This window comes from Falsiroseomonas oleicola (assembly GCF_019029495.1).
Lineage (GTDB): Bacteria > Pseudomonadota > Alphaproteobacteria > Acetobacterales > Acetobacteraceae > Falsiroseomonas > Falsiroseomonas oleicola.
The window spans coordinates 804118-830566 of sequence record NZ_JAERQM010000002.1; the positions used below are offsets into that span (position 1 = coordinate 804118).

25 protein-coding genes are annotated in these 26449 nt (G+C 69.5%); 11 read left to right on the forward strand and 14 right to left on the reverse strand.

Features of this window, described 5'->3' with window-relative positions:
• Positions 1 to 14: 14 nt before the first annotated feature.
• On the forward strand, positions 15 to 1238 hold the full coding sequence (locus tag JJQ90_RS10680; RefSeq protein ID WP_216875082.1) for a serine hydrolase domain-containing protein: 1224 nt from the start codon (positions 15 to 17) through the stop codon (positions 1236 to 1238).
• Between the two features lie 3 nt (positions 1239 to 1241).
• Here the strand turns inward: JJQ90_RS10680 and JJQ90_RS10685 are convergent, their stop codons facing one another.
• Complete coding sequence (locus tag JJQ90_RS10685; RefSeq protein WP_216875084.1) at positions 1242 to 2030, reverse strand: SDR family NAD(P)-dependent oxidoreductase; 789 nt, start codon at positions 2028 to 2030, stop codon at positions 1242 to 1244.
• Between the two features lie 83 nt (positions 2031 to 2113).
• Here JJQ90_RS10685 and JJQ90_RS10690 point away from each other — a divergent pair, with 83 nt between their 5' ends.
• Together JJQ90_RS10690 and hpxZ are read left to right on the forward strand one after the other, a co-directional pair.
• Entirely contained in the window at positions 2114 to 3277 is a 1164-nt protein-coding gene (locus JJQ90_RS10690) for an amidase (RefSeq protein WP_216875086.1), read from the forward strand.
• Positions 3277 to 3672 carry an oxalurate catabolism protein HpxZ gene (gene hpxZ, locus JJQ90_RS10695; RefSeq protein WP_216875088.1) on the forward strand — a complete coding sequence of 132 codons (396 nt, stop codon included), beginning with the start codon at positions 3277 to 3279 and terminating at the stop codon, positions 3670 to 3672. Before JJQ90_RS10690 ends, hpxZ begins: the two co-directional genes overlap by 1 nt.
• Here the strand turns inward: hpxZ and JJQ90_RS10700 are convergent.
• Positions 3666 to 4454, reverse strand: a complete 789-nt coding sequence (locus tag JJQ90_RS10700; protein ID WP_216875090.1) for an alpha/beta fold hydrolase — start codon at positions 4452 to 4454, stop codon at positions 3666 to 3668. The two genes, hpxZ and JJQ90_RS10700, sit on opposite strands and share 7 nt — an antisense overlap.
• 138 nt (positions 4455 to 4592) lie before the next feature.
• The gene (locus JJQ90_RS10705; RefSeq protein ID WP_216875091.1) at positions 4593 to 5480 is read right to left on the reverse strand and encodes an MBL fold metallo-hydrolase; all 888 of its coding nucleotides are present in this window, start codon (positions 5478 to 5480) and stop codon (positions 4593 to 4595) included.
• Positions 5481 to 5558: 78 nt separating this feature from the next.
• Between JJQ90_RS10705 and JJQ90_RS10710 the strand changes: the two genes are divergently transcribed.
• Positions 5559 to 6497, forward strand: a complete 939-nt coding sequence (locus tag JJQ90_RS10710) for an alpha/beta hydrolase family protein (protein WP_216875092.1) — start codon at positions 5559 to 5561, stop codon at positions 6495 to 6497.
• Positions 6498 to 6643: 146 nt separating this feature from the next.
• On the opposite strand, the gene htpG is transcribed toward JJQ90_RS10710, so the two are convergent.
• The 3 genes from htpG to JJQ90_RS10725 are packed head-to-tail and all read right to left on the reverse strand — an operon-like array spanning position 6644 to position 9438.
• On the reverse strand, positions 6644 to 8482 hold the full coding sequence (gene htpG / locus JJQ90_RS10715) for a molecular chaperone HtpG (protein WP_216875093.1): 1839 nt from the start codon (positions 8480 to 8482) through the stop codon (positions 6644 to 6646).
• A 57-nt stretch (positions 8483 to 8539) separates the two neighbouring features.
• Complete coding sequence (locus tag JJQ90_RS10720; protein ID WP_216875094.1) at positions 8540 to 8896, reverse strand: hypothetical protein; 357 nt, start codon at positions 8894 to 8896, stop codon at positions 8540 to 8542.
• Entirely contained in the window at positions 8893 to 9438 is a 546-nt protein-coding gene (locus JJQ90_RS10725; protein WP_329959423.1) for a histidine phosphatase family protein, read from the reverse strand. The genes JJQ90_RS10720 and JJQ90_RS10725 overlap by 4 nt, the downstream gene beginning before the upstream one ends.
• 135 nt (positions 9439 to 9573) lie before the next feature.
• Here JJQ90_RS10725 and JJQ90_RS10730 point away from each other — a divergent pair, with 135 nt between their 5' ends.
• Positions 9574 to 10455, forward strand: coding sequence for a TauD/TfdA dioxygenase family protein (locus JJQ90_RS10730; protein WP_216875096.1), 882 nt, complete (start codon positions 9574 to 9576; stop codon positions 10453 to 10455).
• 11 nt (positions 10456 to 10466) lie between these two features.
• Positions 10467 to 11069 carry a hypothetical protein gene (locus JJQ90_RS10735; protein WP_216875098.1) on the forward strand — a complete coding sequence of 201 codons (603 nt, stop codon included), beginning with the start codon at positions 10467 to 10469 and terminating at the stop codon, positions 11067 to 11069.
• On the opposite strand, the gene JJQ90_RS10740 is transcribed toward JJQ90_RS10735, so the two are convergent.
• Genes JJQ90_RS10740 through JJQ90_RS10750 form a run of 3 tightly spaced genes read right to left on the reverse strand, consistent with a single transcriptional unit; the run spans position 11070 to position 14024 of the window.
• Positions 11070 to 12080 (reverse strand): phosphotransferase family protein, encoded by a 1011-nt coding sequence (locus tag JJQ90_RS10740; protein ID WP_216875100.1) that lies wholly within the window; start codon positions 12078 to 12080, stop codon positions 11070 to 11072.
• Positions 12077 to 13261: an acyl-CoA dehydrogenase family protein gene (locus tag JJQ90_RS10745; protein WP_216875102.1), complete on the reverse strand. Its 1185-nt coding sequence runs from the start codon at positions 13259 to 13261 to the stop codon at positions 12077 to 12079. The genes JJQ90_RS10740 and JJQ90_RS10745 overlap by 4 nt, the downstream gene beginning before the upstream one ends.
• Positions 13262 to 13271: 10 nt before the next feature.
• On the reverse strand, positions 13272 to 14024 hold the full coding sequence (locus JJQ90_RS10750) for an SDR family NAD(P)-dependent oxidoreductase (protein ID WP_230410524.1): 753 nt from the start codon (positions 14022 to 14024) through the stop codon (positions 13272 to 13274).
• Positions 14025 to 14094: 70 nt separating this feature from the next.
• On the opposite strand from JJQ90_RS10750, the gene JJQ90_RS10755 reads away from it, so the two are divergent.
• On the forward strand, positions 14095 to 14961 hold the full coding sequence (locus JJQ90_RS10755) for a pirin family protein (RefSeq protein ID WP_216875104.1): 867 nt from the start codon (positions 14095 to 14097) through the stop codon (positions 14959 to 14961).
• Here the strand turns inward: JJQ90_RS10755 and JJQ90_RS10760 are convergent.
• Genes JJQ90_RS10760 through JJQ90_RS10770 form a run of 3 tightly spaced genes read right to left on the reverse strand, consistent with a single transcriptional unit; the run spans position 14925 to position 19940 of the window.
• Entirely contained in the window at positions 14925 to 15596 is a 672-nt protein-coding gene (locus JJQ90_RS10760) for a TetR/AcrR family transcriptional regulator (protein WP_216875106.1), read from the reverse strand. The genes JJQ90_RS10755 and JJQ90_RS10760 overlap by 37 nt on opposite strands.
• 5 nt (positions 15597 to 15601) lie before the next feature.
• Positions 15602 to 18754: an efflux RND transporter permease subunit gene (locus JJQ90_RS10765; protein WP_216875108.1), complete on the reverse strand. Its 3153-nt coding sequence runs from the start codon at positions 18752 to 18754 to the stop codon at positions 15602 to 15604.
• Between the two features lie 10 nt (positions 18755 to 18764).
• Entirely contained in the window at positions 18765 to 19940 is a 1176-nt protein-coding gene (locus JJQ90_RS10770) for an efflux RND transporter periplasmic adaptor subunit (RefSeq protein WP_230410525.1), read from the reverse strand.
• 176 nt (positions 19941 to 20116) lie between these two features.
• Between JJQ90_RS10770 and JJQ90_RS10775 the strand changes: the two genes are divergently transcribed.
• Both JJQ90_RS10775 and JJQ90_RS10780 read left to right on the forward strand, forming a co-directional pair.
• Positions 20117 to 20833 (forward strand): DUF2786 domain-containing protein, encoded by a 717-nt coding sequence (locus tag JJQ90_RS10775; protein ID WP_216875112.1) that lies wholly within the window; start codon positions 20117 to 20119, stop codon positions 20831 to 20833.
• Positions 20830 to 21264, forward strand: a complete 435-nt coding sequence (locus tag JJQ90_RS10780) for a SprT-like domain-containing protein (RefSeq protein ID WP_216875114.1) — start codon at positions 20830 to 20832, stop codon at positions 21262 to 21264. The genes JJQ90_RS10775 and JJQ90_RS10780 overlap by 4 nt, the downstream gene beginning before the upstream one ends.
• A 19-nt stretch (positions 21265 to 21283) precedes the next feature.
• Here the strand turns inward: JJQ90_RS10780 and JJQ90_RS10785 are convergent, their stop codons facing one another.
• Both JJQ90_RS10785 and JJQ90_RS10790 read right to left on the reverse strand, forming a co-directional pair.
• The gene (locus tag JJQ90_RS10785; RefSeq protein ID WP_216875116.1) at positions 21284 to 21589 is read right to left on the reverse strand and encodes a hypothetical protein; all 306 of its coding nucleotides are present in this window, start codon (positions 21587 to 21589) and stop codon (positions 21284 to 21286) included.
• A gap of 103 nt (positions 21590 to 21692) precedes the next feature.
• Complete coding sequence (locus tag JJQ90_RS10790; RefSeq protein WP_216875118.1) at positions 21693 to 22577, reverse strand: LysR substrate-binding domain-containing protein; 885 nt, start codon at positions 22575 to 22577, stop codon at positions 21693 to 21695.
• A gap of 101 nt (positions 22578 to 22678) precedes the next feature.
• Here JJQ90_RS10790 and JJQ90_RS10795 point away from each other — a divergent pair, with 101 nt between their 5' ends.
• Positions 22679 to 24322, forward strand: a complete 1644-nt coding sequence (locus tag JJQ90_RS10795; protein ID WP_216875120.1) for a hydantoinase B/oxoprolinase family protein — start codon at positions 22679 to 22681, stop codon at positions 24320 to 24322.
• Positions 24319 to 26421 (forward strand): hydantoinase/oxoprolinase family protein, encoded by a 2103-nt coding sequence (locus tag JJQ90_RS10800; protein WP_216875122.1) that lies wholly within the window; start codon positions 24319 to 24321, stop codon positions 26419 to 26421. Before JJQ90_RS10795 ends, JJQ90_RS10800 begins: the two co-directional genes overlap by 4 nt.
• Positions 26422 to 26449 lie beyond the last annotated feature (28 nt).

Sequence of the window (26449 nt, forward strand, 5' to 3'; positions counted from 1 at the left end):
CAGGAGAGCGCGCCATGGGTGGCATCAGCATCGGAAATCCGGAATCGGTCGGACTTTCCACCGCAAGGCTGGCGCGTATCGATGCCTGGCGGGATGCGCTGGTCGCCGATGGCAAGATCGCCGGCGCCACCACGCTGGTGATGCGCCGTGGCGACGTGGCGCATTGCGGCAGCAGTGGCCTCGCCGATCTCGCGCGCGGCCAGGCGATGACTCCGGAGACGATCCACCGCATCTATTCCATGACCAAGCCGCTGACCAGCGTGGCCATCATGATGCTGTATGAGGAGGGGCGCTTCCAGCTCGACGATCCGATCAGCCGCTTCCTGCCATACTTCGCCAACCAGCGCGTCTGCACGGGCGGTGCGCGCGGCAAGGTGGATACCGTGCCGGCGATGCGCGGCATCACCTTCCGGGATTTGCTGACGCATACATCGGGCCTGACCTACGGCTTCATGCAGGCGACCGCCGTGGATGCAATGTATCGCGATCAAGGCATCGACTATGGCAGCGCGGAAACCTCGCTGGGCGAGGTGACGGAAGCACTCGCAAAACTGCCGCTGATCGCGGAGCCGGGGACGGCGTGGAACTACTCGGTCTCCACCGATGTGCTCGGCTATCTGGTGGAGGTGATCTCCGGCCGGCCTTTCGCGACCCTCCTCAAGGAAAGGCTGATCGATCCGCTCGGCATGGTGGACACGGATTTCCATGTGCGGGAGGGGCAGGGCGCGCGCTTCGCCGCGAATTACGCGCTGGCCAGCGACCGCAGCCTGAAGCTGATCGATGACCCCGCCACCAGCCGCTATCTGTCCTCCCGAAAAGTGCATTCGGGGGGCGGCGGGCTGGTCTCCACCGCGGCGGATTATCTGCGCTTCTGCCGCATGCTGCTGAACAAGGGGGAGCTCGACGGCATCCGCTATCTCGGCCGCAAGTCCGTCGAGCTGATGATGTCGAACCATCTGCGCGGCGACATGGCGGCGATGGGCCAGCCGCGCTGGTCGGAAAGCACGGCGGAGGGCATCGGCTTCGGCCTCGGCTTCTCCGTCACGCTGGACCCGGCGCGGGCGCAGATCCTCGGCACGCCCGGCGAATGCGCCTGGGGTGGCGCCGCCAGCACTGCCTTCTGGGTCGACCCGGCGGAGGACATGGCGGTGATCCTGCTGACCCAGCTCATGCCCTCCTCCACCTGGCCGCTGCGGCGCGAATTGCGCGTGCTGAGCTATCAGGCGGTGGTGGACTGATGGCTACATGTTCCGCCGCGCCGCCCGCAGCGTCGGCAATCCGATACCCGTCGCCTCGAACCCGCCATCCACGGCGATGACCTGGCCGGTGATGTAGCTGGCGCGGTCGCTGCACAGGAAGAAGATCGCCTCGGCCAACTCACTCTCCAGCCCGTAGCGGTCGAGCGGGATGGTGTCGTGGTAGTCGCGGCGGATTTCCGGCGTGTGCACTGCCTTGGCCATGGCGGTGTCCACCGGCCCCGGCGCCACCGCATTCACGCGAATGCCGAGGGATGCCAGTTCCACCGCCTGCTGCTTCGTCAGATGCGCGAGGCCCGCCTTGCTGGTGCCATAGGCCACCCGCAGGGTGGAGGCACGCAGGCCGGAGATGGAGGTGATGTTCACCACCGCCCCACCGCCGCCTTCCGCCATCAGCGGCGCCGCCGCCTGCACCGTCAGGAACGGCCCGGTGAGGTTCACCGCCAGCACCCGCGCCCATTCCTCCGGCGTCGTCTCCAGCATCGGCTTGAAGACGGCGGTGCCGGCATTGTTCACCAGCGCGTCCAGCCGGCCGAAATGCGCATGGACCGCGCGTATCGCAGCCGTGATGGCGACGGCATCGGCCACGTCGCATTGCAATGCCAGGGTGACGTCTGGCTGCGCCAGTTTCGCCATCGCATCCGCCAGCGCCGCCGCCTCGATATCCAGCAGCGCCACCCGCCAGCCTTCAGCCCGAAAACGCCGCGCGGTGGCGAGGCCGATGCCGCGCCCGGCGCCGGTGATGAGCGCGACCCGTGCCGGGTCCTGTGACATGGCCATCCCCCCATTTTGACCGTAGCATTCCACGGTCGCGGGGGGCTGCGCCATACTCCGTTGAAACGTCGCAGGAGCCGTCGATGTCCCCCTTCGTGCCCGGAACCGCGATTTGCATCGAGGGCCGCCCCGGCGGCCCGCTCTCCGGCCTGCGCTTTGCCGCCAAGGACCTGTTCGACATCGCCGGCCACCCGACCGGCGGCGGCAATCCCGACTGGGCGCGGCAGAATCCGGTGCCGGTGCGCCATGCCTGGGCGGTGCAGACCCTGCTCGACGCCGGCGCGACGCTTGTGGGGAAAACCATCACCGACGAGGTCTCGCTGGGAATCCTGGGGGAGAACGCCTTCGAGGGCACGCCGTTGAACCCCGCCGCGCCGGGATACGTGCCGGGCGGATCCTCCTCCGGCTCCGCCAGCGCCGTGGCGCAAGGGCTGTGTGAGACGGCACTGGGGACGGATACGGGCGGTTCTGTCCGCGTGCCGGCCAGCTTCTGCGGGCTTCATGGCATCCGCCCGACGCATGGGCGGCTGGACCTGACCGGCATGCTGCCGCAGGCGCCGAGTTCCGACACCACCGGCTGGTTCGCCCGCGACGCCGCGACCTTTGCCCACGTCTCCGAAGTGCTGCTGGGGGAAAAGGTGGCCGAGGCGCTGCCCGCGAAGCTCATCATCGCCACCGAAGCCTTCGGCTTCGCCGAGGCCGAGACGGCCGCCGCCCTGGCCCCCATGCTCGACCGGCTGAAAAAGATCGTCCCGGATTGGCGGGAGGAGGTGATGGCGCCGCCTGGCCTGACCGCCTGGGGCCGTGCCCAGCGGACCTTGCAGCCCATCGAGGCCTGGGAGACATTCCGGGAATGGATCGAGCGCGACAATCCGCGCTTCGCCTTCTCCGTCGCCCGCGGCCTGGTGCTGGGCGCGGCGACGGCGGAGGCGGAGCGGGGCTGGGCGGCGCTGATGCGGCAGGAGGCGCGGGGCCGGCTGCGCCATCTGCTGCCGCCGGGCACGGTGCTCGCCATGCCCACCACGCCCTTCCCGGCGCCCAAGGCCGGGCTGCCGCTGTCGGCGCTGACGCCGATCCGCGACCAGATCCTGTGCCTCTGCGCCCAGGGCGGGCTGGCCGGGCATCCGCAGATCAGCCTGCCGGGCGCCATGGCGCAGGGCCGGCCCGTGGGCCTGTCCTTGCTCGCGGCGCGCGGTGCGGACACCCTGCTGCTGCGCATGGCGCTGGCGATGGAGGAGATGGCTTGATGGAGGTGAATATCCCGGAGGTGGTGGCGGAAATCCGCGCGCTGTTCGAACGCTACGAACAGGCGCTGATCGACAAGGATGTGGATGTGCTGGATGCCACCTTCTGGAATTCGCCGCATACCATCCGCTACGCCATCCATGAGAATGGCTATGGTTTTGACGAGATCCACGCGCATCGCGTGCGCCGGCCGCCGGGGCCGGGCATCAAGCTGCACCACCGCCGGCTGGTCATCACCACGCTGGGGCGCGATTTCGCGACCGTGAACCTGGAATTCGACATGCGCGGGCGCGACATGCCGGGGCGGCAGAGCCAGACTTTTGTGAGGTTTCCGGATGTGGGCTGGAAGGTCGTTGCCGCCCATGTCTCGGTGACGGAATCCTCGCCGGCTTATTGACCTTCGAGGAAGGTCAGGATCGCCTCCGCCAGCAATTCGGGGGTCTGGAGCGCCATGAAATGGCCGCTCTCCAGCACCCGGAACACCGCGCCGGGAATCGCCTCCGCCACCGGGGCCACGCGTTCCGGCGGGCGGGTCAGGTCGTGCTGGCCGGCGATGACCAGCACGGGGCAGGCGATGCGCGGCAGTTCCGCCGTCATGTCCAGGTCGGCCAGCATGCGCAGGGTGGCGGCGAAGCCGGCGGGGTCGATGCCCATGCGATGCGCCCGCACCGCCGCGAATCGCGCCGCATCGCCGCGCAGCACAGGCGGGTAGCTCAGCGCCAGGCCGTCATCCACCACGGCGCGCAGCCCATCCCGCTCCAGCCGCGCGGCGCGGTCGAGCACGCCCTGGCGGGCGGAGGCCGGGACGCCGGTGGCGGGGGAGGTGACGATGGCCGCCCGCACCCGGTCCGGAAAGGTCGCGGCCAGGTGCAGCGCCAGCGCGCCGCCGACGGCGGTGCCGATCACCACCACGGGCTCGGTGACGCCCAGCGCATCCAGCAGCGCTATCGCGTCCCGCCCCGACTGGTCGATGGTCATCGGGCCGAGCGGCTTTTCCGAAAGGCCCGCATTGCGCTGGTCGTGGCGGATGATGCGGAAGCGCGGCGCCAGCAGCGGCAGCAGCGGGTCCCAGCTTTCCAGGCTGCCGCCCATTTCATGCAGCAGCAGCAGCAGGGTTTCGGGGCTGGTGCCGGTGACCTCGTAGCGCAGGGCGATGCCGGCGGTGTCGATCCAGGGCATCAGATATGTCCTCCAGTCCTGACCTGCAGCCTGCGAAGCAGGCTGAGGCCGCGAATGCGGCCCGCCACGGATGTGGCGAGCCAAGCGAAGCGCCGGCGCCTGAGGGTGAAGTGCGTCAGCACTTCGCCGGGTTCCGGATCAGATGTCTCCGTCGAGGTCGAGGGTCCAGGCATCGGCCACCAGCCTATAGCCGTCACCCTCCCGGGCCAGATGCGCCAGGGCCGGGAAATGCAGATGCATGCCGGCGATCGCCTGCCGGTCCGTCGCCACGCGGTCAAAAATGTGGCGGCGCGTAGCGGCGGCCTGGGCGGGGTCCACATCCACCGCCATCGTCGCCTCCGGCCGCGGCACCTGCACCTCCGGCACATGCACGATATCGCCCCAGATCAGCAGGGATTTGCTGCCGGAGGCGATGAGGAAGCCGGTATGGCCGGGGGTGTGGCCGGGCAGCGGGATGGCGGTGACGCCGGGAAAGACCTCACCGGCGCTGAACAGGCTGGTGCAGTCGGCATAGGCGTCCAGCCGGGCACGGGCGCCGCCGAAGAAGGCGGCGCGGCGGGCGGCATCGCAGGCGGCCATGGCGGCGTCATCCCGCCAATAGGCGTGTTCGGCGACATGCAGGCGGAACTCGGCCCGCGGATAGAGCGGCGCGCCATCCGGTCCGGTCAGCCCGCCGAAATGGTCGGGATGCAGATGCGTCATCAGCAGCGTGTCCACCGACTCCGCCGCGACGCCTGCCGCCGCCAGATTGCCCGCCAGCCGCCCGACCGTGGGCTTGGAGGGGCCGCAGCCGGTGTCGATCAGCGCCACGCGGTCGCCATGGCGGACCAGAAAGCCGTTCACCGCCGTGCGGCGCGGCACCGGGCGGAAGGCGCTGTGCAGCAGCGCGGCGGCGTCCTCCTGCGCGATATCGCCGAGGGTCGACAGCGGCGCGTCCTGGTGGCCGTCGCTCAGCGCGGTGACGAGGATGTCGCCGACTCGCCGGTGGAATACGCCGGGCACCTGCTGGATCGCGCTGCTGGTCATGCTGTGGTCCGTCCTGAATGGCGCGCCAGAATGGCGAGGCTGGCGGGATGGGCAAGGGGGAGGCACAGAGAAGCCATGATGGCCCGACCGACCCGCCGCACGCTGATCGCCCATTCCGCCCTGGCCCTGCCAGGCGCGGCCCAGGCCGCCGAGGCGGTGGTGCTGCCCGGCCGGCTGCGCGGCACGCTGTTGCGGCCATCAGGCCCCGGTCGTGGCCTCGGCTGCCTGCTGCTGCCGGGCTCCGGCCCCACCGACCGGGACGGCAACCAGCCCGGCCTGCGCAACGACGCGCTGCGCCTGCTGGCCGAGGGGCTGGCCGATGCCGGCATCCTCACCCTGCGCATGGACAAGCGCGGCGTCGCCGCCAGCCGCGCCGCGATCGGCCGGGAGGAGGATCTGACACTGCACAGCCATGCCGAGGATGCGGCGCGGGCGCTGGACCATCTGGCGGCCCAGCCGGGCACCGATCGGCTGGCGCTGCTCGGCCATAGCGAGGGCGGGGTGGTGGCCCTGCTGGCCGCGCGGCTGCGGCCCGTGGCGGCGCTGGTGCTGCTGGCCACGCCCGGCTTTCCCGCCGCCGATCTGCTGCGCCGGCAACTGGGCGCGGCGCCGATGCCGGAGGATCTGCGCGCTGCCGCGCTGGGCATCCTGGCACGGCTGGAAGCCGGGGAGGCGGTGGCGGATGTCCCGCCGCCGCTGATGCCGCTGTTCCGGCCCAGCGTGCAGCCCTATCTGCGCGCCTGGTTCGCGCTGGACCCGGCCGCGTTGCTGCGGCGGCTGCCGTTGCCGACGCTGGTCATGCAGGGGGAGGCGGACCTCCAGGTCTCGGCCGAGGATGCGCGGCGGCTGGCGGCGGCGCGGGAGGGGGTGGCGCTGGCCCTGGTGCCGGGGATGAACCATGTGCTGCGGGACTCGCCGGCAGATCGGGCGGGGAATCTCGCGCTGTATGATCGGCCGGGCGTGCCGCTGCATCCGGCGGCGCTACCGCGGATATTGGCGCTTCTGGTGGGGGTGTGAGGGCGGGGCGGCGGTGCCTGACTTGCGAAGCCCCCCTCACCCAAACCCTCTCCCCCCGTCGGGGGGGTTGGACGCATGCGTCCAACGCTGCGCAGGCTTGGCGCGTAGCGCCTAGCCGGAGCGGGTGAGGGGGGCCTCGCAGCCCTTCACGCCCCGCCGATCGCCAGCGCCTCTGCCACCTTCCGCGCGAAGGCCACCGGATCACGCGGCGTGTCGCCATCCTGCAGCCGCGCCAGGTCCAGCAGCAGGCCGGCATCCTCGGCCAGCTCCGCGCCTTCCGCCGCCGCCTTCTCCGCCAGGCGGCGGATCAGGGCATGGCGCGGATTCACCTCCAGCACCGGCAGCCCGCCGCCAAAGCCACGGCCGGCGCGGCGCATCAGGCGCTGCATCTGAAGGTCCGGGCCGCTTTCCGTCGCGGCCAGCACCACGGCGCTGTCCACCAGACGGTCGGTGGCGCGCACCTCCGACACCTCCTTCGCCAGGGCCTCCTTCAGCAGCGGCAGCAGCCGGGCGAGGTCGGCGGCCTCGCCCTCCGGCGCCGTGCCTTCCACCGCGGAGAGGTCCACGCTGCCCTGGGTGATGCTGCGGATCGGCTTGTCGTCAAACCGTTCAAGCTGTTCCGGCCAGAAGGCGTCGATCTGGTCGGTCAGCAGCAGCACCTCCACGCCCTTGGCGCGAAAACCCTCCATTTGCGGCGACGTCGCCAGGGTGGCGGCATTGTCGCCGAGCAGGATATGGATCGCCTCCTGGCCCGGCTTCATCCGCGCCACGTATTCGGCGAGCGAGGTCCAGCCCTCCACGGCGGAGGACCGGAAGCGCAGCAGCCCGGCCAGTTCCTGCCGGTGCTCGGCATCCTCCCAGACGCCTTCCTTCAGCACCGGGCCGAAGACCGACCAGAACTTGGTGTAGTCCTCGGCATCCTTGGCGCGGAACTTCAACTCCGACATCACCTTGCCGGTCACCGCGCGGCGAATGCGCGCCAGCACCGGCGTTGCCTGGAGCATTTCGCGGGAGACGTTGAGCGGCAGGTCCTCGGTGTCCACCACGCCCTGCACGAAGCGCAGCCAGGGCGGCAGCAGCGCGGCCTCCTCGGTGATGAACATGCGGCGGACATGCAGCCGCACCTTGCTCTCCCGGTCTCCCTCCACCGCCTGGAAGGGCTTGGCGCCCGGGATGAACAGCAGGGCGCTGAATTCCAGCGCGCCCTCCGCCCGCCAATGCAGGGTGGACCAGGGCTTGTCGAAGATATTGCCGAGGTGGCGGTAGAATTCGAGGCTGGCTTCCTCTGTCACCTCGGACTTGGATTTGCGCCACAGCGCCGTACCCTCATTCGCCGGATGCTCCACCCCATCCTGGGTGACGGTGATGGGGATGGTGATGTGGTCGGCCCATTTGCGGATGATGGTCTGCAGCCGCATCGGCTCCAGGAACTCCTCCGCATCCGCCTTCATGTGCAGCACGATGTCGGTGCCGGCCTCGGCGCGCTCGGCGGGCGCCAGGGTGTAGTCGCCGCGGCCCTCGCTGGCCCAGAGCCAGGCTTCCTCCGTGCCGACGCGGCGGGAGGTGACCTCCACCCGCTCCGCCACCATGAAGGCCGAATAGAAGCCGACGCCGAACTGGCCGATCAGGTTCGGCTTGTCCGCCGCCGGCGCATCGGCGAGGGATTTGGCGAAGGCCAGCGTGCCCGACCGGGCGATGGTGCCGAGGTGCTGGGTCAGCTCCGCCTTGGACATGCCGGTGCCGGGGTCGGAGATGGTGAGCGTCCGCGCCGCCTTGTCCGGTACGACGCGCACCTTCGCCTCCGCCGGCAGCATCAGGCTGGCATCGGTCAGCGCCTCGAACCGTCGGCGATCCACGGCATCGGCGGCATTGGCCACCAGCTCCCGCAGGAAGATCTCGCGTTCGGAATACAAGGCGTGGACGACCAGATCGAGCAGGCGCCCCACCTCGGCGCCGAATTCATGCCGCTCCGCAGTCTCGGTCATCTTGCATCCCCATCGTAGATCGCGCGGGCGGCGATATGCGCGGCCCTGGGGAGGTTTTCAACCGGGCGTGCGAACCCAGGCGAGCAGCACCAGGAAGCCGGCGATCCCGGCGAAGACATGGCTGGCCAGAAGGGCATTGGCGCCGCGCCGCGCCGTTCGGGGCAGGCGGCGGGCGCTCCAGCCCGCGACCAGCGCCAGGGCCAGCAGCGCCAGGGGCAGCCAGGCGGGTGGGCCGGAGGCCGTGGCCGGCGCGCGCAGCACCAGCCAGGCGACCAGCGCGGTCGCGGTCAGGGCCAGGACCAGATGGATCAGCACCAGCAGCCGGTGGCGGATGCGTTGCAGGAACAGCAGGCCGCAGCCAACGCCGACCACCAGGGTCAGCAGCACGGCCATGATGGCGGGGGCGGTGCTCATGGCCGGATGCGTCCGGCGACGGCCAGCGTGCCGGGGCGCAGCACGATGCCCTCGCCGGAGGCCGGGAAGATCTCGGTCAGCGCGGTGATGTTCACCTGATGCGTGGTGATGACCAGCGCGCCCGGCCCCGCCCAGCCTTGCAGCAGGGCTCGCGCCGCCTCGGTGCGCGGCGCGGCGTCCCGGCGGTTGGCGAAGAAGGAATCGAAGACGGGCTCGGGCCGGGACTGGCCGGGGAAGGCCAGCTCCGCCGTCTCCCGTGCCCGGCACCAGCGGGAGGTGAGGACCTGGCCGACCGCGATCTCCCGTGCCCGAAAAGTGGCGCCGATGCGCCGTGCCTGGTCGCGGCCGAGGGCATCCAGGTTGCGCTGGGTGGCGCAATCCTCCAGCCGGAAGCCCGGCGGATCGCCGCCGCCAGGGGCGTTGGCGTGGCGGAACAGCACGATGCCGCCCTGGCGCAGCACCGGCCATCCCTCCGCCCGGGCGGTGCCGGGCAGCAGCAAGGCGGGCAGTGCCAGCGCGGCGCGGCGTGGCAGGCGGGTCACGGCGGGCCTCCCCTTGGTCCGAGCCGGATGTCGTGCGGCCGGGCCGGTTGTAAAGCGTGCATTGACGGGGTGGGGAGGCTGCGGTTCCCTCGGCCGTCCATTGGCCCGGCTGATGCACCAAGAAGGGGAACGTCCATGAACCATGTCACGCCCAGCCACCTCGCCGGCCCGCGCTACCGGCATGAGGCGGAGGCCGCCCAGCCCTATCGCAGCATCACGGTGGAGAAGCTGACGCCCATCATCGGCGCGGAGATCGGCGGCGTCGATCTTGCCCGGCCGACGCCGGAGCAGATGCAGGAAATCCACCGCGCCTTCGCCGAGAACCTGGTGATCTTCTTCCGCGACCAGGTGATGACGCCGGAACAGCACCTGGCCTTCGGCCAACAGTTCGGCCCGCTGCACATCCACCCCGCGGCGCCGACCGAGGGCCATCCCGCGCTGATGATCATCAAGGCGGACCGCAACAGCCCGCGCGCCAATGGCGAGTTCTGGCATTCCGACGTGTCCTGCGACGAGGAACCGCCGCTGGGCAGCATCCTCTATATCAAGGAATCCCCGGCGGTCGGCGGCGACACGCTGTTCGCCAATATGTACGCCGCCTATGACGCGCTGTCGGATCGCATGAAGACCTATCTGGAAGGCCTGACGGCGGTGCATGACGGGGAGGAGATCTATCGCGGCACCTATGCGAATGTCGGCGTGCAGGACAAGCCCGTCTATCCGCGCGCGGTGCATCCGGTGATCCGCACCCATCCCGTGACGGGCCGCAAGGCGCTGTTCGTCAACAAGGGATTCACCCGGCGCATCCTGGATATTCCGGTGGATGAGAGCACGGGGCTGCTCGCCTATCTGTTCGAGCACAGCGCCAATCCGCTGTTCCAGTGCCGCTTCCGCTGGCGCACCAATTCCGTCGCCTTCTGGGACAATCGCTGCGCGCAGCACCGGGCGATGTGGGACTACTGGCCCGCGACGCGCTACGGCAACCGCGTGACCATCCAGGGCGACAGGCCGGTTTGAGGAGAGACCAAGTGACTGAGACATTGCTGTTCCCGGGTCGCGTGGAATGGTCCGGCGAGAATCCGGGCATTTCGCTGAAGCAGGACCCGGCGGGGCCTTTCACCACCCTGGCTTCCTTCTTCCGCGTCGTGCTGTCCCCGCATGGGCGCGGACATGCGCTGGTGCTGCTGCAATCGCCGAAGGAGAATGGCGCCCCGGGCAATATCTGCCTGACGGACAACGAGCCCTTGGCGCGCTGGCTGGTGGCCGACTACGTGTCGCATTTCGGTGCCTGGCGCGGGCTGCCGGGGCTGAAAGGCCTGCACTATCGCAGCCTGGACAGCGTGGCGGCGGGTGGCGATGCCATTTCCTCCTACAGCGAGACGGTGACCGCGGGCGACATGACGGTGGCGCTGGAATGGTCGGGCCTCGGCATGCCCTTCTGTTTCGCGCTGCCGCCCGAGAAATCGGCCACGGGTCGGCACCATATGCCGACCCTCTTCGTCGGCTGCGACAAGGCGACCGTCACGGTGAATGGCGTGGCCATCCCCGGCGCACCGATTCCGCGCGAGATCGCCGGCCAGCACATCTCCACCGCGATGCTGGCTTTTTCGGAAACCTGGATCGGCGTGTGATCAGGTGACGGCCTGCGCCTGAGCCCAGGCGAGGGCCGCCACCCTTTCGAAGCGCGCGGCAAGCGCATGGGCTTCCGGATTCGCCGCCGTGCCGCGCGCCGCGCGGCCGCGGATGCCATGCAGGATGGCGGCGAAGCGGAACATGTTGAAGGCGACGTAGAAGTCCAGATCCGGCACGGCATCGCGGCCGCTGTGCCGGGCATAGGCGGCGATGTAATCGGCCTCGCTGGGCAGGCCCTGCGCCGCGAAATCGACACCCGCGATGCCGCCCAGGATATCGCGCGGCATGCGGTACATCATGAGGTGATAGGCGAAGTCGGCCAGGGGATGGCCGATGGTCGATAATTCCCAGTCCAGCACGGCGAGGATGCGCGGCTCGGTCGGGTGGAAGATCATATTGTCCAGCCGGAAGTCGCCATGCACCACGGCCACTTCCTCCGCCGCCGGGATGTGGCGCGGCAGCCAGTCCACCAGCCGGTCCATGTTGTCGTTGCGACCGGCCTCCGCGTCTTCGAGATACTGCCTGGACCAGCGCGCCACCTGGCGTTCCACATAGCGCGAGGGGCGACCGTAATCGGCGAGGCCGATGGCAACGGGATCGAAGCGATGCAGCGCGGCCAGTGTGCCGACCATCGCCTCGAAACAGGCGGCGCGTTCGGCGCGCGAAAAGTCGGGGAAGGTGGCATCCCAGAAGATGCGGCCCTCCACCATGTCCATCACGTAGAAGGCGCTGCCGAGCACGGCCTCATCCAGGCACAGCGCATGGACATGCGGCACAGGGAAGCCGGCGGCGCCAAGCGCCGTCATCACCCGCGCCTCCCGGTCCACCGCATGCGCGCCCTTCAGCAGCACGCCCGGCGGCTTGCGGCGCAGCACGTAGCGTGCGCCAGGCGTGTCGATGCGATAGGTCGGATTGGACTGGCCGCCCTGGAAGCGGGTGAGCGTCAAAGGTCCGGAGAAGCCCGGCACATGGGCGGACATCCAGGCGGCCAGCCCTGCCGTGTCGTTCATCGCTTCTGTGGCCCCAGCGCGGCGCGCTTGATGCCCTTGGCGATGGACCATTTATGGACCTCGGTCGGGCCGTCATAGATGCGGAAGGCGCGGGTTTCGCGCAGCACCTGTTCCACGATGGTATCGCCCGTGACGCCCGTGCCGCCCAGCACCTGCACGCAGCGATCGGCGACGCGGTACAGCGCCTCCGACACCGCCACCTTCGCAACGCTGCTTTCATGCGTGCCGGAATGCCCCGCATCCAGCGCCGCGGCGCACCAGTCGATCATCAGCGCGGCCTGCTGCAATTCGATCAGGTTCTCGGCCAGCATGAAGCCGACGCCCTCATGGTCGATGAGCAGCTTGCCGAAGGCCTCCCGCTTCACCGCATAGGCCGTCGCGATCTCCTGCGCGCGCGTCGCCGCGCCATGCCAGCGCATGCAGTGCGACAGACGCGCGGGAGCGAGCCTGATCTGCGCATAGCGAAAACCCTCATCCACCTCGCCCAGCACCTGGTCGTCGGTGACGCGCAAATCCTCGATGGCGACCACCGCATGGCCGCCGGGCATGGAACTGTCGATGGTGTCGAGGATGCGCTCGATGCGGATGGCGGGGTTTGGCAGCTCCACCAGGAACATGGTCGCGCCGATCTTCGCGTCGGTGGGCGTGCTGCGCGCCATGACAATGCCGACCGAAGCGCCCCGCGCACCGGTGATGAAGGCCTTGCGGCCATTGATGACCCAGCCCGAATTGTCGCGCCGCGCCAGGGTCTGCAACATCGAGGGATCGGAGCCGGCGCCACCCTCCGCCGCCGGTTCCGTCATGAAGAAGGCGGATCGCGCGCCGGCGATCAGCGGCGCCAGGAAGCGCGCCTTCTGCGCCGCCGTGCCGATCTTCCCGAGCAGGAACATATTGCCCTCATCGGGCGCCATGGTGTTGACCGCGACGGGGCCGAGCGGCGACAGGCCTGACTTCTTCAGCACCGTCGCGGTTTCCACCTGCGTCAGATGGCTGCCATCCGCCAGGATATGCGGCGTCAGCACGCCGGCCGCGCGCGCCTTCGCCCGCAGTTCCTGCACCAGATCATCGCTCGGCCCATGCGCGCCGCAGCGCGGATCATGCTCATAGGGGATGACGGTGCCGCGCACGAAATCCTCGACGCGCTGCGCGATCTCCAGGCTGCGCGGGGTCTGTTCCATCATGCGTCGGTCCTCACAGGCTGCTCACGGTATGGCCGCCATCCACCACCAGCACCGATCCGGTCATGTAGCGGGAGGCGTCGGAGGCCAGCAGCAGCAGCGGCCCGTCGAGGTCCTGCAACTGGCCGAGCCGGCGCTGCGGAATGCGCCTGATCATCGCCACGCCGCCGGGCGATTCCCAGAAATCGCGGTTCAACTCGGTCTCGATATAGCCGGGCGCGATGGCGTTCACGCGGATGCCGTGCCGCGCCCATTCCAGCGCGAGGGACTTCGTCATCTGGATCACGCCCGCCTTGGACACGGCATAGGACAGCACGCCGCCCGCCTGCCGCAGCCCGAGGATGGAGGCGATGTTGATGATGCAGCCGCCGCCGCGATCCTTCATGCTGCGCGCCATGCGCTGCGCCAGGAAGGCCATGCCCTTGAGATTGGTGTCGATCACCGCGTCCCAATCGGCCTCGGCCTGGTCCAGCGCTGCGCCTTCCCGGACGATGCCGGCATTGTTCACCAGGATGTCGATCGCGCCGGCCGCGTCTTCCAGCCCAGCCCAGCCGGCCGGATCGGCGATGTCGAGGCGCAGCGTCGTGGCCGTGCCGCCCGCGGCTCGGATGGATTCGGCCACCACCTCCAGAGCCTCCACCCGCCTTGCCGCCAGCACCACCTCCGCCCCCCGCGCCGCCAGGCAGGCGGCAAAATGGGCGCCGAGGCCGGAGGAGGCGCCGCTGACGAAGGCGCGCTTGCCGGACAGATCCATCAGGCTGGTCAAGATCGCCTGTTCCTCCCATATCGAGCCGCGAGGCTAGGACGGGCCGGCAACAGCGTGAAGGGGATATCCATTGACCAGCCGCACCGTGAAGGCGCTGCATCCGGCGCTGCGCGACGATATCGGCGACCTGACCACGCGGCGCCCGCTGCCCGGGCCGGGGCTGGAGCAGGTGGACCCCTTCCTGTTCCTCAACCATCACGGTCCGCAAGTGTATCCGCCGAACAATCGCGGCCTGCCCTTCGGCCCGCATCCGCATCGCGGCTTCGAGACGGTGACCTTCATCCTCGACGGCGAATTGGCGCATCTGGACAGCGGCGGCCATGAAAGCGTGATCCGCGCCGGCGGCGTGCAGTGGATGACCGCCGGGCGCGGCCTGGTGCATGCGGAGATTTCGCCGGAGTCCTTCAAGCGCCAGGGCGGCGCGCTGGAGATCCTGCAGCTCTGGGTCAATCTGCCGGCGCGGCTGAAGATGACGACGCCCGCCTATACCGGCCTGCAGCGCGCCGATATTCCGGCCATCGCGGCGGATGCGGGGCGCGTGCAGATCGATCTGATCTCCGGCGAATGGGAAGGGCAGCAGGGGCCGATCCGCTCCGAAACCGGCATCGCCATGGCGGTGCTGCGCTTCGAGGCCGGCGGTGCGCTCAGCCCCGCCGTGCCGCCCGCGCATAATGTCTTTCTCTATGTCGTGCGCGGCGAACTGGCCGTGTCAGGCCGACAGGTTCCGGCTGGCAACCTCGTCACGCTGAACCAGGATGGCGATGCGGTGGAGATGCTGGCCGGCACGCAGGGCGCCCTGGTGCTGTTCGGCCATGCGATGCCCTTCGACGAGCCCGTCGTCGCGCATGGCCCCTTCGTGATGAACACCGCGCAGGAAATCCAGCAGGCGGTGCGCGACTATCAGCGCGGGCTGTTCGGCGGCATCCCCGGCGGCTGAGGCGCCGCAAGGGCGCCGCGCAGATAGATACCGACGGCGTTCCGCACCAGATCCTGCAACTGCGCATCGTCGGGCGGCGGCATCAGCCCCAGCATCATCATCATCTGCGGCCCGCCCAGCACCATGCCGAACAGCAGGCGGGAGGCCTGCTCCGGATCGCCCGGCGCCAGGTGGCCCGCCTGCATCTCCACCGCGATGCGCCGCTGCAGGGGGCTGGCGCCGGCCTTCAGCTTCACGCGGTGGAAGGCCTCCGCCAGTTCCGGGGAGCGCTGCCCCTCCGCGATCACCAGCCGGAACAGCGCGGTCTGGCGTGGCGCCAGAAGATGCCGCGCAGCCATCAGCAGCGTGCCGGTCAGCGCCTGTTCCAGCTCGGGCTCCCGCTCCAGCTCCGTGTCCAGGTGCAGCGGGGCCAGGGCCGTGCCGACGGTCGCCTCGAACAGCGCGGCCTTGGAGGGGAACAATTGATACAGCGTGCGCTTCGACATGCCGGCAGCGCGCGCCACCTCATCCATCCGCGCCGCGCCATAGCCGTCGCGCAGGAAGATGCTGGCGGCGGCATCGCAGAGAAGGCGGCTGCGCGCCGCCTCCGGCATCGGGTCGCGCCCCGGGCGGCGGCGCAGCACATCCGCCTGCACCGGCGTCACTCCGCCGGGGCCGGCAGCGGTGCCGCCGTCTCAACCGGCCTGGCCTCCTGCTTCGGCCGGGTGCGGAACAGCTTCAGCACCAGCAGGAAGAACAGCGGCACGAAGATCACGGCCAGGATGGTGCCGGTGACCACGCCGCCGATCACGCCGGTGCCGATGGCATTCTGCGCGCCGGAGCCGGCGCCGGTGGAGATCGCCAGCGGCACCACGCCGAGCGTGAAGGCGAGGGAGGTCATGATGATCGGCCGTAGCCGCAGCCGCGCGGCTTCCGCCGCCGCCTCCACCAGGCTGAGCCCGCGGTCGAAGCCCTCCTTCGCGAATTCCACGATCAGGATGGCGTTCTTGGCGGAGAGGCCGATGGTGGTCAGCAGGCCGACCTGGAAATACACGTCGTTCGACATGCCGCGCAGCAGGCTGGCCAGCACCGCGCCGAGCACGCCCAGCGGCACCACGAGCATCACCGCCGTCGGGATCGACCAGCTTTCATACAGCGCCGCCAGGCACAGGAAGACGACGAGCAGCGAGATGGCATAGAGCGCCGGCGCCTGGCCGGAGGCGCCCTGCTCCTCATAGGAAATGCCGCTCCAGGCAAAGCCGAAGCCGGGCGGCAGTTGCGCGGCCAGCCGCGCCATCTCCGCCATCGCCTCGCCACTGGTCCGCCCGGGCGCGGGCGCGCCCTGGATCTCGCGGGAGGCGATGCCGTTGAAGCGTTCCAGCCGTGGCGAGCCGGAAATCCACTCGGTGCGGCCGAAGGCGGAGAAGGGCACCATCTGGCCGCTGGCATTGCGCACGAACCAGCGGTCCAGGTCGCCCGGCAGCATGCGCGATTCCGCCTCGCCCTGGATATAGACGCGCTTGATGCGGCCACGATCCAGGAAGTCGTTCACGTAGGTCGAGCCCCAGGCGGTGGACAGCGTGGTGTTGATGTCGGAGACGGAAAGCCCCAGCGCGCTGGCCCTTTCCCAATCCACCACCAGGCGGAACTGCGCCTCGTCATCCTGGCCGTTCGGGCGGACCGCCACGAGCACAGGGCTTTGCGCGGCCATGCCCAGCAACTGGTTGCGCGCCTGCATCAGCGCCGCATGGCCGGCGCCCGCGCGGTCGAGCAACTGGAAGGTGAAGCCGGTGGCATTGCCGAGTTCCGTGATCGCCGGCGGGGCGAAGGCAAAGACCATGGCATCCTGGTAGGTGGCGAAGTGGCGGCTGATGCGCGCGGTCAGCGCCTGCACGCTGTTCTGCGCGCCGGCCCGCTCGCTCCAGGGCCGCAGGCTGATGAAGCCGAGGCCGGCATTCTGGCCGCGACCGCTGAAGCTGAAGCCGTTGATGCCGAAGTTGGAGGCGACGACATCCTTCTCCTCCTCCATCAGATAGCGGTTCAACTCATCCAGCGCGCGCTGCGTGCGTTCGGTGGTGGCGCCGGGGGGGGCCACGACCTGCACGAAGGCGGTGCCCTGGTCCTCATTCGGCAGGAAGCCGCCGGGCAGGCGCAGGAAGGCGAAGCCGAGGGCGGCGAGCAGCGCGGCATAGATCGCCATCATCCGCCAGGGGCGGCGCAGGCTGCCGCGCACGCCACGCTCATAGACCGCGGTCGTGCGGTCCACGCCCCGGTTGAACAGGCCGAAGAAGCCGCGCTTGCCCTGGCCGGGCTTGTGCGGCTTCAGCATGGTGGCGCAGAGCACCGGCGTGAAGAAGATCGCCACCAGCACCGACAGCGCCATGGCGGTGGCGATGGTGATGGAGAACTGCCGGTAGATCACGCCGGTGGAGCCGCCGAAGAAGGCCATCGGCAGGAACACGGCGGACAGCACCAGGCCGATGCCGATCAGCGCGCTGGTGATCTGGTCCATCGATCGCCGCGTCGCCTCGATGGGGGAGAGGTGTTCCTCCGCGATCACGCGCTCGACATTCTCCACCACCACGATGGCGTCATCGACCAGCAGGCCGATGGCCAGCACCAGGCCGAACATGGTCAGGGTGTTGATGGAATAGCCCACAGTCGACAGCACGGCGAAGGTGCCCAGCAGCACCACCGGGATCGCCAGCGTCGGGATCAGCGTGGCGCGCCAGTTCTGAAGGAACAGGAACATCACCAGGAAGACCAGCACCACCGCCTCGATCAGCGTATGCACGACGCTGGTGATCGAAAGGCGCACGAAGGGGGTGGTATCGTAGGGGTAGACCACCTCCAGCCCCGCAGGGAAGTTGCCGCGCAGCCCGTCGATGGTCGCGCGCACCGCAGTCGCCGTGTCCAGCGCATTGGCGCCGCTGGCCAGGCGGATGCCGATGCCAGCGGCGGGGCTGCCGTTGAAGCGGGCGGAGTTGGCGTAGCTCTCAGCGCCGATCTCGACGCGCGCCACATCGCGCAGCCGCACCTGCGCGCCATCAGCCTGCACGCGCAGCAGGATGGCGCCGAAATCCTCCGGCGTCTGAAGGTAGGACGGGCCGATGATGGTGGCGTTCAACTGCTGGCCGGGGACGGAGGGCAATGCGCCCATCTCGCCGGAGGAGACCTGCACATTCTGCGCCTGGATGGCGTTGCGCACATCGCCCGGCGTCAGCCCGTAATTCACCAGCTTCGCGGGATCGAGCCAGATCCGCATGGCGAATTGCGCGCCGAAGACCTGGTAGTCGCCGACGCCCGGCGTGCGGCTGATCGGGTCCTGGATGGTGCTGACCAGGAAGTCCGAGATATCGGCGCTGCCCATCCGCCCGTCGGTCGAGACGAAGCCCACCACCATCAGGAAGTTGCTGGTGGACTTCGCCACGCGGATGCCCTGCTGCTGCACGGTCTGCGGCAGGCGCGGCACGGCGAGCTGCACCTTGTTCTGCACCTGCACCTGCGCCGTATCCGGGTTGGTGCCCTGGGCGAAGGTGAGCTGGATGGTCGCCGCGCCGTCCTTGGTGGTCTGGGAGGAGAAGTACAGCAGCCCGTCGATGCCGCTGAGCTGCTGCTCGATCACCTGCACCACCGTGCTCTGCACCGTCTCGGCGGAGGCGCCGGGATAGCTGACGGTGACGGAGATCGCGGGCGGGGCGATGGCCGGATATTGTGCGATGGGCAGCGTGCGCAGGGCCAGCAGCCCCGCCAGCATGATGCCGATGGCGATCACCCAGGCGAAGACGGGGCGGTCGATGAAAAAACGTGCCATGTCGGTCTGCCTAGCTGCGGGCCTGCGGGGTCGCGGGCGGTGTGGCCCCGCGTTCGGTGGCGTTCACCCGCGCACCGGGGCGGATGCGCTGCACGCCTTCCACCACCACGCGGTCACCGGCCGCCAGCCCCTCCGTCACCATCCAGTTGGTGCCGATGGCGCGGCTGGTGCGCAGGATGCGCTGTTCCACAACGCCCTCCGCATTCACCACATAGGCGAAGGGCTCGCCGCGCGGGGTGCGCAGTACGCCCTGCTGCGGCACCATCAGCGCCCGGTCGGTGACGCCTTCCGCCACTTCGGCGCGCACGAACATGCCGGGCAGCAGAAGCTGGTCCGGATTCGGAAACACGGCGCGCAGGGTGACGGAGCCGGTGCCCTGGTCGACGATGACCTCGGAGAACTGGATCTGGCCGGGATGCGCATAGGTGGAGCCATCCTCCAGGATCAGCTTCGCCGGCGCGCGGTCCGCCGCGTCGCGTCGCAGCGCGCCGCTTTCGACGTCGCGGCGCTGGGCCAGCAAGGCGGAGTTGGGCTGGGTGACGTCCACATAGATCGGGTCGAGCTGCGTCACCGTGACCAGCGCGGCCGCCTGGTTCGCGGTGACCAGCGCGCCCACCGTGGCGCCGGACCGGCCGGTGCGGCCGGCGATGGGGGAGGTGACGCGGGTATAGCCGAGATCGATCCGCGCCGTGTCCAGCGCCGCGCGGGCGGAGAGCACATCGGCCTGGGCCTCGCGCAGCGTCGCCTCGGCATTCTCCAGGTTCTGCTGGCTGACCGCCTGGGACCGCACCAGGGCGCGATAACGGTTGGCGGTGCCGGCGGCGGCCCGCTGGGTGGCCTCCGCCCGGGCCAGGGCAGCCTCGGCGCGGGTCACGGCATTCTCGAAGGACCCGGTGTCGATCTGGAACAACGGCTGGCCGGCGGTCACGGCCTGGCCCTCGGTGAACAGCCTTTCGCGCAGCAGGCCGCCGACCTGCGGGCGGACCTCCGCCACCTGGAAAGCGGCGGTGCGGCCGGGCAGCAGGGTGACGACCGGAATGGCCTGGCGCTGCAGCGTCACCACCGTCACCGGGGTGGGGGGCGGCGGGGCGGGCTGGGCGGCGGCGCCGCGGGGCTGTTCCTCGCAGGCGGCGAGCAGCAGCAGGCCAAGACCGGCGAAGGCGATGCGGCGGGTGGGGAGCGGCAAGCCGCGATCAGGGAACATGCGACCTCATAGGGAAACTGGTGCGTTTCCTGGATGGGATACCCGCCGGTTTCCCAAAGAGTCAAGCAACGATATGTTGCGACGCAGCATGGCGGAGCGGAGGGTGGTTCTGCTACATCCTCCCCGTGCAGATCCCTCAGCGGACAGAGCTGGAAAAGGTGAAGGCCCGGCTGCGCGCCCTGGCCGCCAAGACCATTGATCGCGGCTGTTCCGAGGCCGAGGCGATGATGGCCGCCCAGAAAGTGGGCGAGCTGCTGGAGGTCTATGGCCTGACCATGTCCGAGGTCGAGCTGCGGGACGAACCCTGCCTGCAACGTGACATCGTGATCACCGGCCCCCGGCTTCAGGCCGTCGGCATCATCTTCATGGCGATCCTGCGCCTGACCGAGACGCGCGGCTGGATGGTCGGCCGCAACCACTTCGTGCTGTTCGGGCTGGAGCCGGATGTGCTGATGGGCGAGTACCTGATGCATGTGGTGGCTGGCGCGGTGGACCATGAGGAGGCGCTGTTCCGGGCCAGCGAGGCCTATCGCCGCAGCCGCCAGACGCCGCAGCAGCGGCTGCGCAGCTTCCGCTATGGCTTCGCCGAGCGGGTTTCCGAACGGATGGATGAACTGGCCGCCCAGCGCCAGGCCAGCATGACCACCCCCGCTGCCTCAGGCGGCGGCACCGCGCTGGTGGTGGCGAAGGAGAAGCGGGTGGCGGAGGCGTTTCGCGACCTCGGCATCCGCCTGCGCTCCCGCACCACGACGCGCCGTGTCAGTGACAACGCCGCCTTTCGCCAGGGGGCTGCCGCCGGCGGGCGGGTCGCGCTGGAACGGCCGGTGGGGGCGGGGGCCGGCACGCCGCGCCTGCCGGGGCGCCGCGGCGGGTGAGCCGGGGCGACGCGGCCGCCCGGCGCCTCTATGCCTGGGAGGACCGGGTGGTCGCGCTGCTGGACCGTTCGGTGGTGCCCTTCGCGCAGATGCAGGCGCTGGTCGATCATGTCTGGGCAGCGGAGGGGCTGCGCTGGCCGCCGCGCATGCGGCCCCGCAAGGCCACGCGCGGTGTTCTCGCCACCGGCAGCCGTCTGGCGATCGAGGCGCCCGAAAGCCTGCCGAGCTGGGTGCTGCTGCATGAGATCGCGCATGCCCTGGCCGATGCGGGGGAGGGCGACACGGCTGGGCATGGGCCGGATTTCGTCGGGCTTTATGTCGGCCTGCTGGTGCGGCATGCGCGCATGGATGGCGCGATGCTGGCGGCGAGCCTGGCCGAGGCCGGCATCGCCTGGAACCCCGCCGCGCGGCCGGTGCTGGTCGGCGATTAGGGCCTGGCGGAAGCTGGGCTTAGCGGCGGCGTGTCAGCAGCGACACCCACACGAGGATGACCATGACATTCACGGTGATTGTGGGGATGAGGATCAGGGTTCCAACTCCGGCAACCACCGTGCCCACCGTCCGATCGAGCCGTAGTTCGGCCAGTTCCTCTTTGCAGCGTTCAACCGCCTCCCACCGCTCCGGGTAATAGGACCTTGCGATGCAGTCCGTCAGGAAGGCTTGTCGCGGGGTGCCCTTAACGAAGGTCGACGCAGCTGCGGCGACGGCCAGTCCGAGCGTTACAACGACCGCTGCTGATCGCCATTTCAAGAACATCCCGCTGCACCCTTGCTCCCACCAGATGCTAGCGCAACGGTCGGTTCGGATCCAATCCAAGGTGACCGCAAATCGCTTGACCCGGCTGCGAGTGTGGCAGGCACTAGCCCGTCGCGCAGGCCAGGAAGGCGCGCGCGAGCGCCGTGGGCTGGCACGGGGTCGCCAGCCAGATGCTGGTGGTGGCGCCCGTATCGGCCAGCGGGCGATGCGTCACCTCCGCCACCTGGATCTGCGCGAGCGAGGCCGGCATCACCGCGATGCCGAGCCCCGCGGCCACCAGCCCGATCAGCGTCGAATTCTCCCGCGCCGTCTGGGTGATCTGCGGCGCGAAGCCGGCGGCGCGGCACAGGCCGAGGAACTGGGCGTGCAGCGTGGTGCCGACGGCGGCGGAGAAGAAGATCAGCTTCTCCTCCGCCAGCCGGGACAATTGCAGAGGGCCGCCTTCCGCCGCCAGCGGATGGTCGCTGCGCATCATCGCCATCAGCGGCTCCCGCAGCAGTTCCACCGCGGCGATATCGACCGGGATATGCTCCGCCGAGGGGCAGCGCAGGAAGCCGGCATCCAGCTCCCCCCGCCGCAGCGCATCCACCTGCTCCAGCGTCGGGCTTTCGCGCAGCGTCAGATGCACATCCGGCAGCCGGGCACGGAAGGCGAGCACGGCGCGGGTGAAGGCGGGCAGCAGCGGCGCGGAGGCGAAAAGGCCCATGCGCAGCTCCCCGATCTCGCCCCGCCCGGCGCGCCGCGCCACCAGCTCCGCCCGCCTGGCCTGGGCCAGCGTGGCCCGGGCTTCGGTCAGGAACACCTTGCCGGCCTCGGTCAGCGCCACATGGCGGGTGCCGCGTTCGAACAGCTTCGTGTCCAGCTCCGCCTCCAACTGGCGGATCTGCTGGCTCAGCGGCGGCTGCGCCATGCCGAGGCGCTGCGCGGCGCGGGTGAAGTGCAGCTCCTCCGCCAGGGCGACGAAGTAACGAAGCTGGCGGAGATCCATAGGCAGGGCATCTCAATACAGAGGTGTTTTATATTGGACCCCTTGTTTCGCCCTGGATAGCCTTCACGCAGTTGCAGCATTCCAGCCGGAAGGGCCTTGCCTTGGACGCCTTCGATCCGATCACCCTCGAAGTCTATTGGAGCCGGTTGATCTCCATCGCCGATGAGGCGGCAACCGGCCTGCTGCGCACCGCCTTCTCCACCATCGTGCGGGAGTCCAACGACTTCGCCACGGTGCTGATGGACGCGAAGGGCGATTCAATTTCGGAGAACACCGGCGGCATCGCCTCCTTCTCCTGCATCCTGCCGAAGACGACGAAGCATTTCCTCAAGCGCTTCCCGATCGAGACCTGGCAGCCGGGCGATTGCGTCATCACCAATGATCCGTTTCTCGCCACCGGGCATCTGCCGGACTTCACGGCGGTGTCGCCGATCTTCCACAAGGGCAAGATCGTCGGCTTCGCGGGCTCCATCGCGCATTCGCCCGATGTCGGCGGTGCGTTGTGGTCGGCGGATTGCCGGGAGCTGTTCGAGGAAGGCATCCGCATCCCGCCCTCCCGCCTGTTCCGCGCCGGGCAGCGCAACGAGGATCTGGTGGAACTGCTCTCCGCCAATGTGCGCATCCCCGGCCCGGTGATGGGCGACCTGGAAGCGCAGGTCGTGGCGAATGAGGTGGCGGTGCGCCGCCTCGCCGAATTTCTGGAAGACACCGGCCTCGACGATTTGCAGGCCCTGTCGGACGCCTTGCAGATCCGCGCCGACCAGGCGATGCGCCGCGCCATCGCGGAAGTGCCGGACGGCACCTATCGCGCCACCATCGAGGCCGATGGCTTTGACGAGCAGGTGACGCGGATTGTCTGCGCCGTGACCGTCTCCGGTGAGACGATGCATATCGACTTCGCCGGCACCTCCCCGCAGATCGATCGCGGCATCAACTGCGTGCTGAACTACACCCATGCCTATTCGGTCTATCCGGTGAAATGTGCGCTGGATCCCTTCACCCCGCGCAACGAGGGCAGCTACCAGGCGATCACCGTCGCGGCGCCGGAGGGGTCCATCCTGAATCCGCGCTTTCCGGCGCCATGCAGCGCGCGGCAGCTCACGGGGCATCTCCTGGCGGGTGCCATCTACAAGGCGCTGGCGGATGTGCTGCCGGACAAGGTGCTGGCGGAATGCGGCGGCGCGCCGACCATGCGCGCGCTGTTCAGCGGCATGGACCAGAATGGCGACCGCTTCTCCCAGGTGCTGTTCGCGAGTGGCGGCATGGGCGCCAGCCCGCATCGGGATGGGCTGCCGACCACGGCCTTCCCCACCAATGTCGGCGCCGGCTCCATCGAGGCCTATGAAAGCGTCGCGCCCTTGCTGGTCTGGCGGAAGCAGTTGCGGCCGGATTCCGGCGGTGCCGGGCGCTTCCGCGGCGGGCTCGGCCAGGAAGCGGAGATCGAGGTGCGCACGCCGGCGGCGGTGCGGCTCTCGCTGCTGTCGGACCGGCGCGACCATCCGGCGGAAGGCCTGCTCGGCGGTGGCCCCGGCGCGCCGGCGGTGATCGCCATCGATGACGGCACGCGGCCGCATCCGAAATCCCGCACCAGCGTGGAGACGGGGCGGCGCGTGACCTTGCTGTATCCCGGCGGCGGTGGCTTCGGCGACCCGAAGCAGCGCGACCCCGAAGCCGTGCGCGCGGATATCCGCGACGGCTACATCACGGAAGAGGCGGCGATGCGTGACTATGGGGTGAAGGCATGAGCGGGACCGCGCGCATTGGTGTCGATGTCGGTGGCACCTTCACCGACTTCGTCCTGCACGATCCGGCCCGGAAGCTGGTCGCCACCGGCAAGCGGCTGACCACGCCGGATGATCCCAGCGAGGCGATCATCGCCGGCACGATGCGGCTGCTGGAGGAGACGGGGCTGACCACCGCGGACCTGCACAGCATCGTCCACGGCACCACGCTGGTGACCAACACCATCATCGAGCGCACCGGCGCGACGGTGGGCCTTCTGACCACCGCGGGCTTCCGCGACGTGATCGAGATCGGGCGTGAGACGCGCTACGACCTCTACGACCTGTATCTGGAAGCGCCGCCGACCCTGGTGCCGCGCCACCGCCGCCTGGAAATTCCGGAGCGCATCGACGTGCATGGCACGACGCTGCTGCCGCTGGACGAGGACGCCGTGCGGGCCGCCGTGACGCGGCTGGTGACGGAGGAAAAAATCGAGGCGCTGGCCATCGCCTTCATGCATGCCTATCACGACGATCGGCACGAGGTGCGCGCCGGGGCCATCGTGGCGGAGATGTATCCGGACCTGCCTCTGTCGCTGTCTTCCCGCGTCGCGCCGGAAATCCGCGAATTCGAACGCACCAGCACCGCCTGCGCCAATGCCTATGTGCAGCCGCTGATGCGCCGCTACCTCGACAAGCTGGAAGCGGACCTCGCCGCCTTGGGCTTTGTCGGGCGGCTGCATGTGATGCTCTCGGGCGGCGGCATCGCGGCGGTGCGGGACGCCAAGGAATTCCCCATCCGCCTGATCGAATCCGGCCCCGCCGCCGGCGCCATGGCGGCCTCCTTCCTCGCGCGGCTGACCGGCGAGAACCACGTCGTGTCCTTCGACATGGGCGGCACAACAGCCAAGATGTGCCTGGTGGAGGATGCGGCACCCGACCGCAAGTTCGACTTCGAGGCCGGCCGCGTCCGCCGATTCCAGAAGGGCTCCGGCCTGCCGTTGAAGGTGACGGTGGTGGACATGATCGAGATCGGCGCCGGTGGCGGCTCCATCGCCCGCGTCGATGCCGCTTCCGGGCTGATGAAGGTCGGCCCGCGCAGCGCCGGCGCGAAGCCGGGGCCGATCTGCTATGGCCGTGGCGGCACTGAACCCACCGTCACCGATGGCGACCTGGTGCTCGGCCGGCTGGACCCGAAGTACTTCCTCGGCGGCGAGATGGCGCTGGACCCCAATGCGGTGCAGCGCGCCATCGAGAACGGCATCGCCAAGGGGCTGAAGGTGGAGCGTGACATGGCGGCGCTCGGCATCCGCCGCATCGTCGACGAGACGATGGCCGCCGCCACGCGCATGCATCTGGCGGAGAAGGGCAGGGACCCGCGCCGCTACACGCTGATCGCCTTCGGTGGCGCCGGCCCCGTGCATTCCTACGACCTGGCGCGGCTGCTGAAGATGAAGCGCATGCTGGTGCCGCTGGGCGCGGGCGTGGCCTCGGCGCTCGGCTTCCTGGTGGCACCGCCGGCCACCGACCTGGTGCGCAGCCATGTCGGCCGGCTGGAACGGATGGACTGGGCGCATGTGAACGGGCTGCTGGCGCAGATGGCGGAAGAAGGCCGCCAGCTTCTGCTGGAGACCGGCGCCGATCCCGCCAGCATCACCACGCTGCCCGCCGCCGATATGCGCCATGTCGGCCAGGGCTTCGAGATTCCCGTGAAGCTGCCCTCGATGTCGCTGAACGAGGCCGATCTGCCGGCCATCCGGGAAAGCTTCTTCGCCAGCTATGCCGAACGCTTCGGCCGCGCCTTGACCGAGCTGCCGATCGAGGCGCTGTCCTGGCGCGTCGCCTGCCTCGCGCCGGGCCGTGACATCCAGTTGGCGGAAGTCGCCAATACGGTGACCGAAAGCTTCACCGATGCCGCCAAGGCCGCGCGTGGGGTGCGGGAAGCGTTGTTCGAAGGCATCGGCTGGCTCCCCTGCCAGGTCTATGACCGCTACGCGCTGGCGCCGGGGGCGCGCTTCCAGGGGCCGGCGCTGGTGGAGGAACGGGAATCCACATGCGTCATCGGGCCGGATGCGCAGGTTTCTGTGGATCGGTTCCGGAATCTGGTCGTCGAATTGCCCTGATCGGGCAACACTGCACAACGCCGTGACA

Excerpts from the sequence above, each read along its gene's own strand:
- htpG (WP_216875093.1), bottom strand. The coding sequence starts at position 8,482 with ATGACCGAGACTGCGGAGCGGCATGAATTCGGCGCCGAGGTGGGGCGC.
- JJQ90_RS10765 (WP_216875108.1), bottom strand. The coding sequence starts at position 18,754 with ATGGCACGTTTTTTCATCGACCGCCCCGTCTTCGCCTGGGTGATCGCC.
- hpxZ (WP_216875088.1), top strand. The coding sequence starts at position 3,277 with ATGGAGGTGAATATCCCGGAGGTGGTGGCGGAAATCCGCGCGCTGTTC.
- JJQ90_RS10740 (WP_216875100.1), bottom strand. The coding sequence starts at position 12,080 with ATGAACGACACGGCAGGGCTGGCCGCCTGGATGTCCGCCCATGTGCCG.
- JJQ90_RS10745 (WP_216875102.1), bottom strand. The coding sequence starts at position 13,261 with ATGATGGAACAGACCCCGCGCAGCCTGGAGATCGCGCAGCGCGTCGAG.
- JJQ90_RS10730 (WP_216875096.1), top strand. The coding sequence starts at position 9,574 with ATGAACCATGTCACGCCCAGCCACCTCGCCGGCCCGCGCTACCGGCAT.
- JJQ90_RS10710 (WP_216875092.1), top strand. The coding sequence starts at position 5,559 with ATGGCCCGACCGACCCGCCGCACGCTGATCGCCCATTCCGCCCTGGCC.
- JJQ90_RS10785 (WP_216875116.1), bottom strand. The coding sequence starts at position 21,589 with ATGTTCTTGAAATGGCGATCAGCAGCGGTCGTTGTAACGCTCGGACTG.
- JJQ90_RS10790 (WP_216875118.1), bottom strand. The coding sequence starts at position 22,577 with ATGGATCTCCGCCAGCTTCGTTACTTCGTCGCCCTGGCGGAGGAGCTG.
- JJQ90_RS10700 (WP_216875090.1), bottom strand. The coding sequence starts at position 4,454 with ATGCCCTGGATCGACACCGCCGGCATCGCCCTGCGCTACGAGGTCACC.
- JJQ90_RS10800 (WP_216875122.1), top strand. The coding sequence starts at position 24,319 with ATGAGCGGGACCGCGCGCATTGGTGTCGATGTCGGTGGCACCTTCACC.
- JJQ90_RS10705 (WP_216875091.1), bottom strand. The coding sequence starts at position 5,480 with ATGACCAGCAGCGCGATCCAGCAGGTGCCCGGCGTATTCCACCGGCGA.
- JJQ90_RS10685 (WP_216875084.1), bottom strand. The coding sequence starts at position 2,030 with ATGTCACAGGACCCGGCACGGGTCGCGCTCATCACCGGCGCCGGGCGC.
- JJQ90_RS10690 (WP_216875086.1), top strand. The coding sequence starts at position 2,114 with ATGTCCCCCTTCGTGCCCGGAACCGCGATTTGCATCGAGGGCCGCCCC.
- JJQ90_RS10680 (WP_216875082.1), top strand. The coding sequence starts at position 15 with ATGGGTGGCATCAGCATCGGAAATCCGGAATCGGTCGGACTTTCCACC.
- JJQ90_RS10720 (WP_216875094.1), bottom strand. The coding sequence starts at position 8,896 with ATGAGCACCGCCCCCGCCATCATGGCCGTGCTGCTGACCCTGGTGGTC.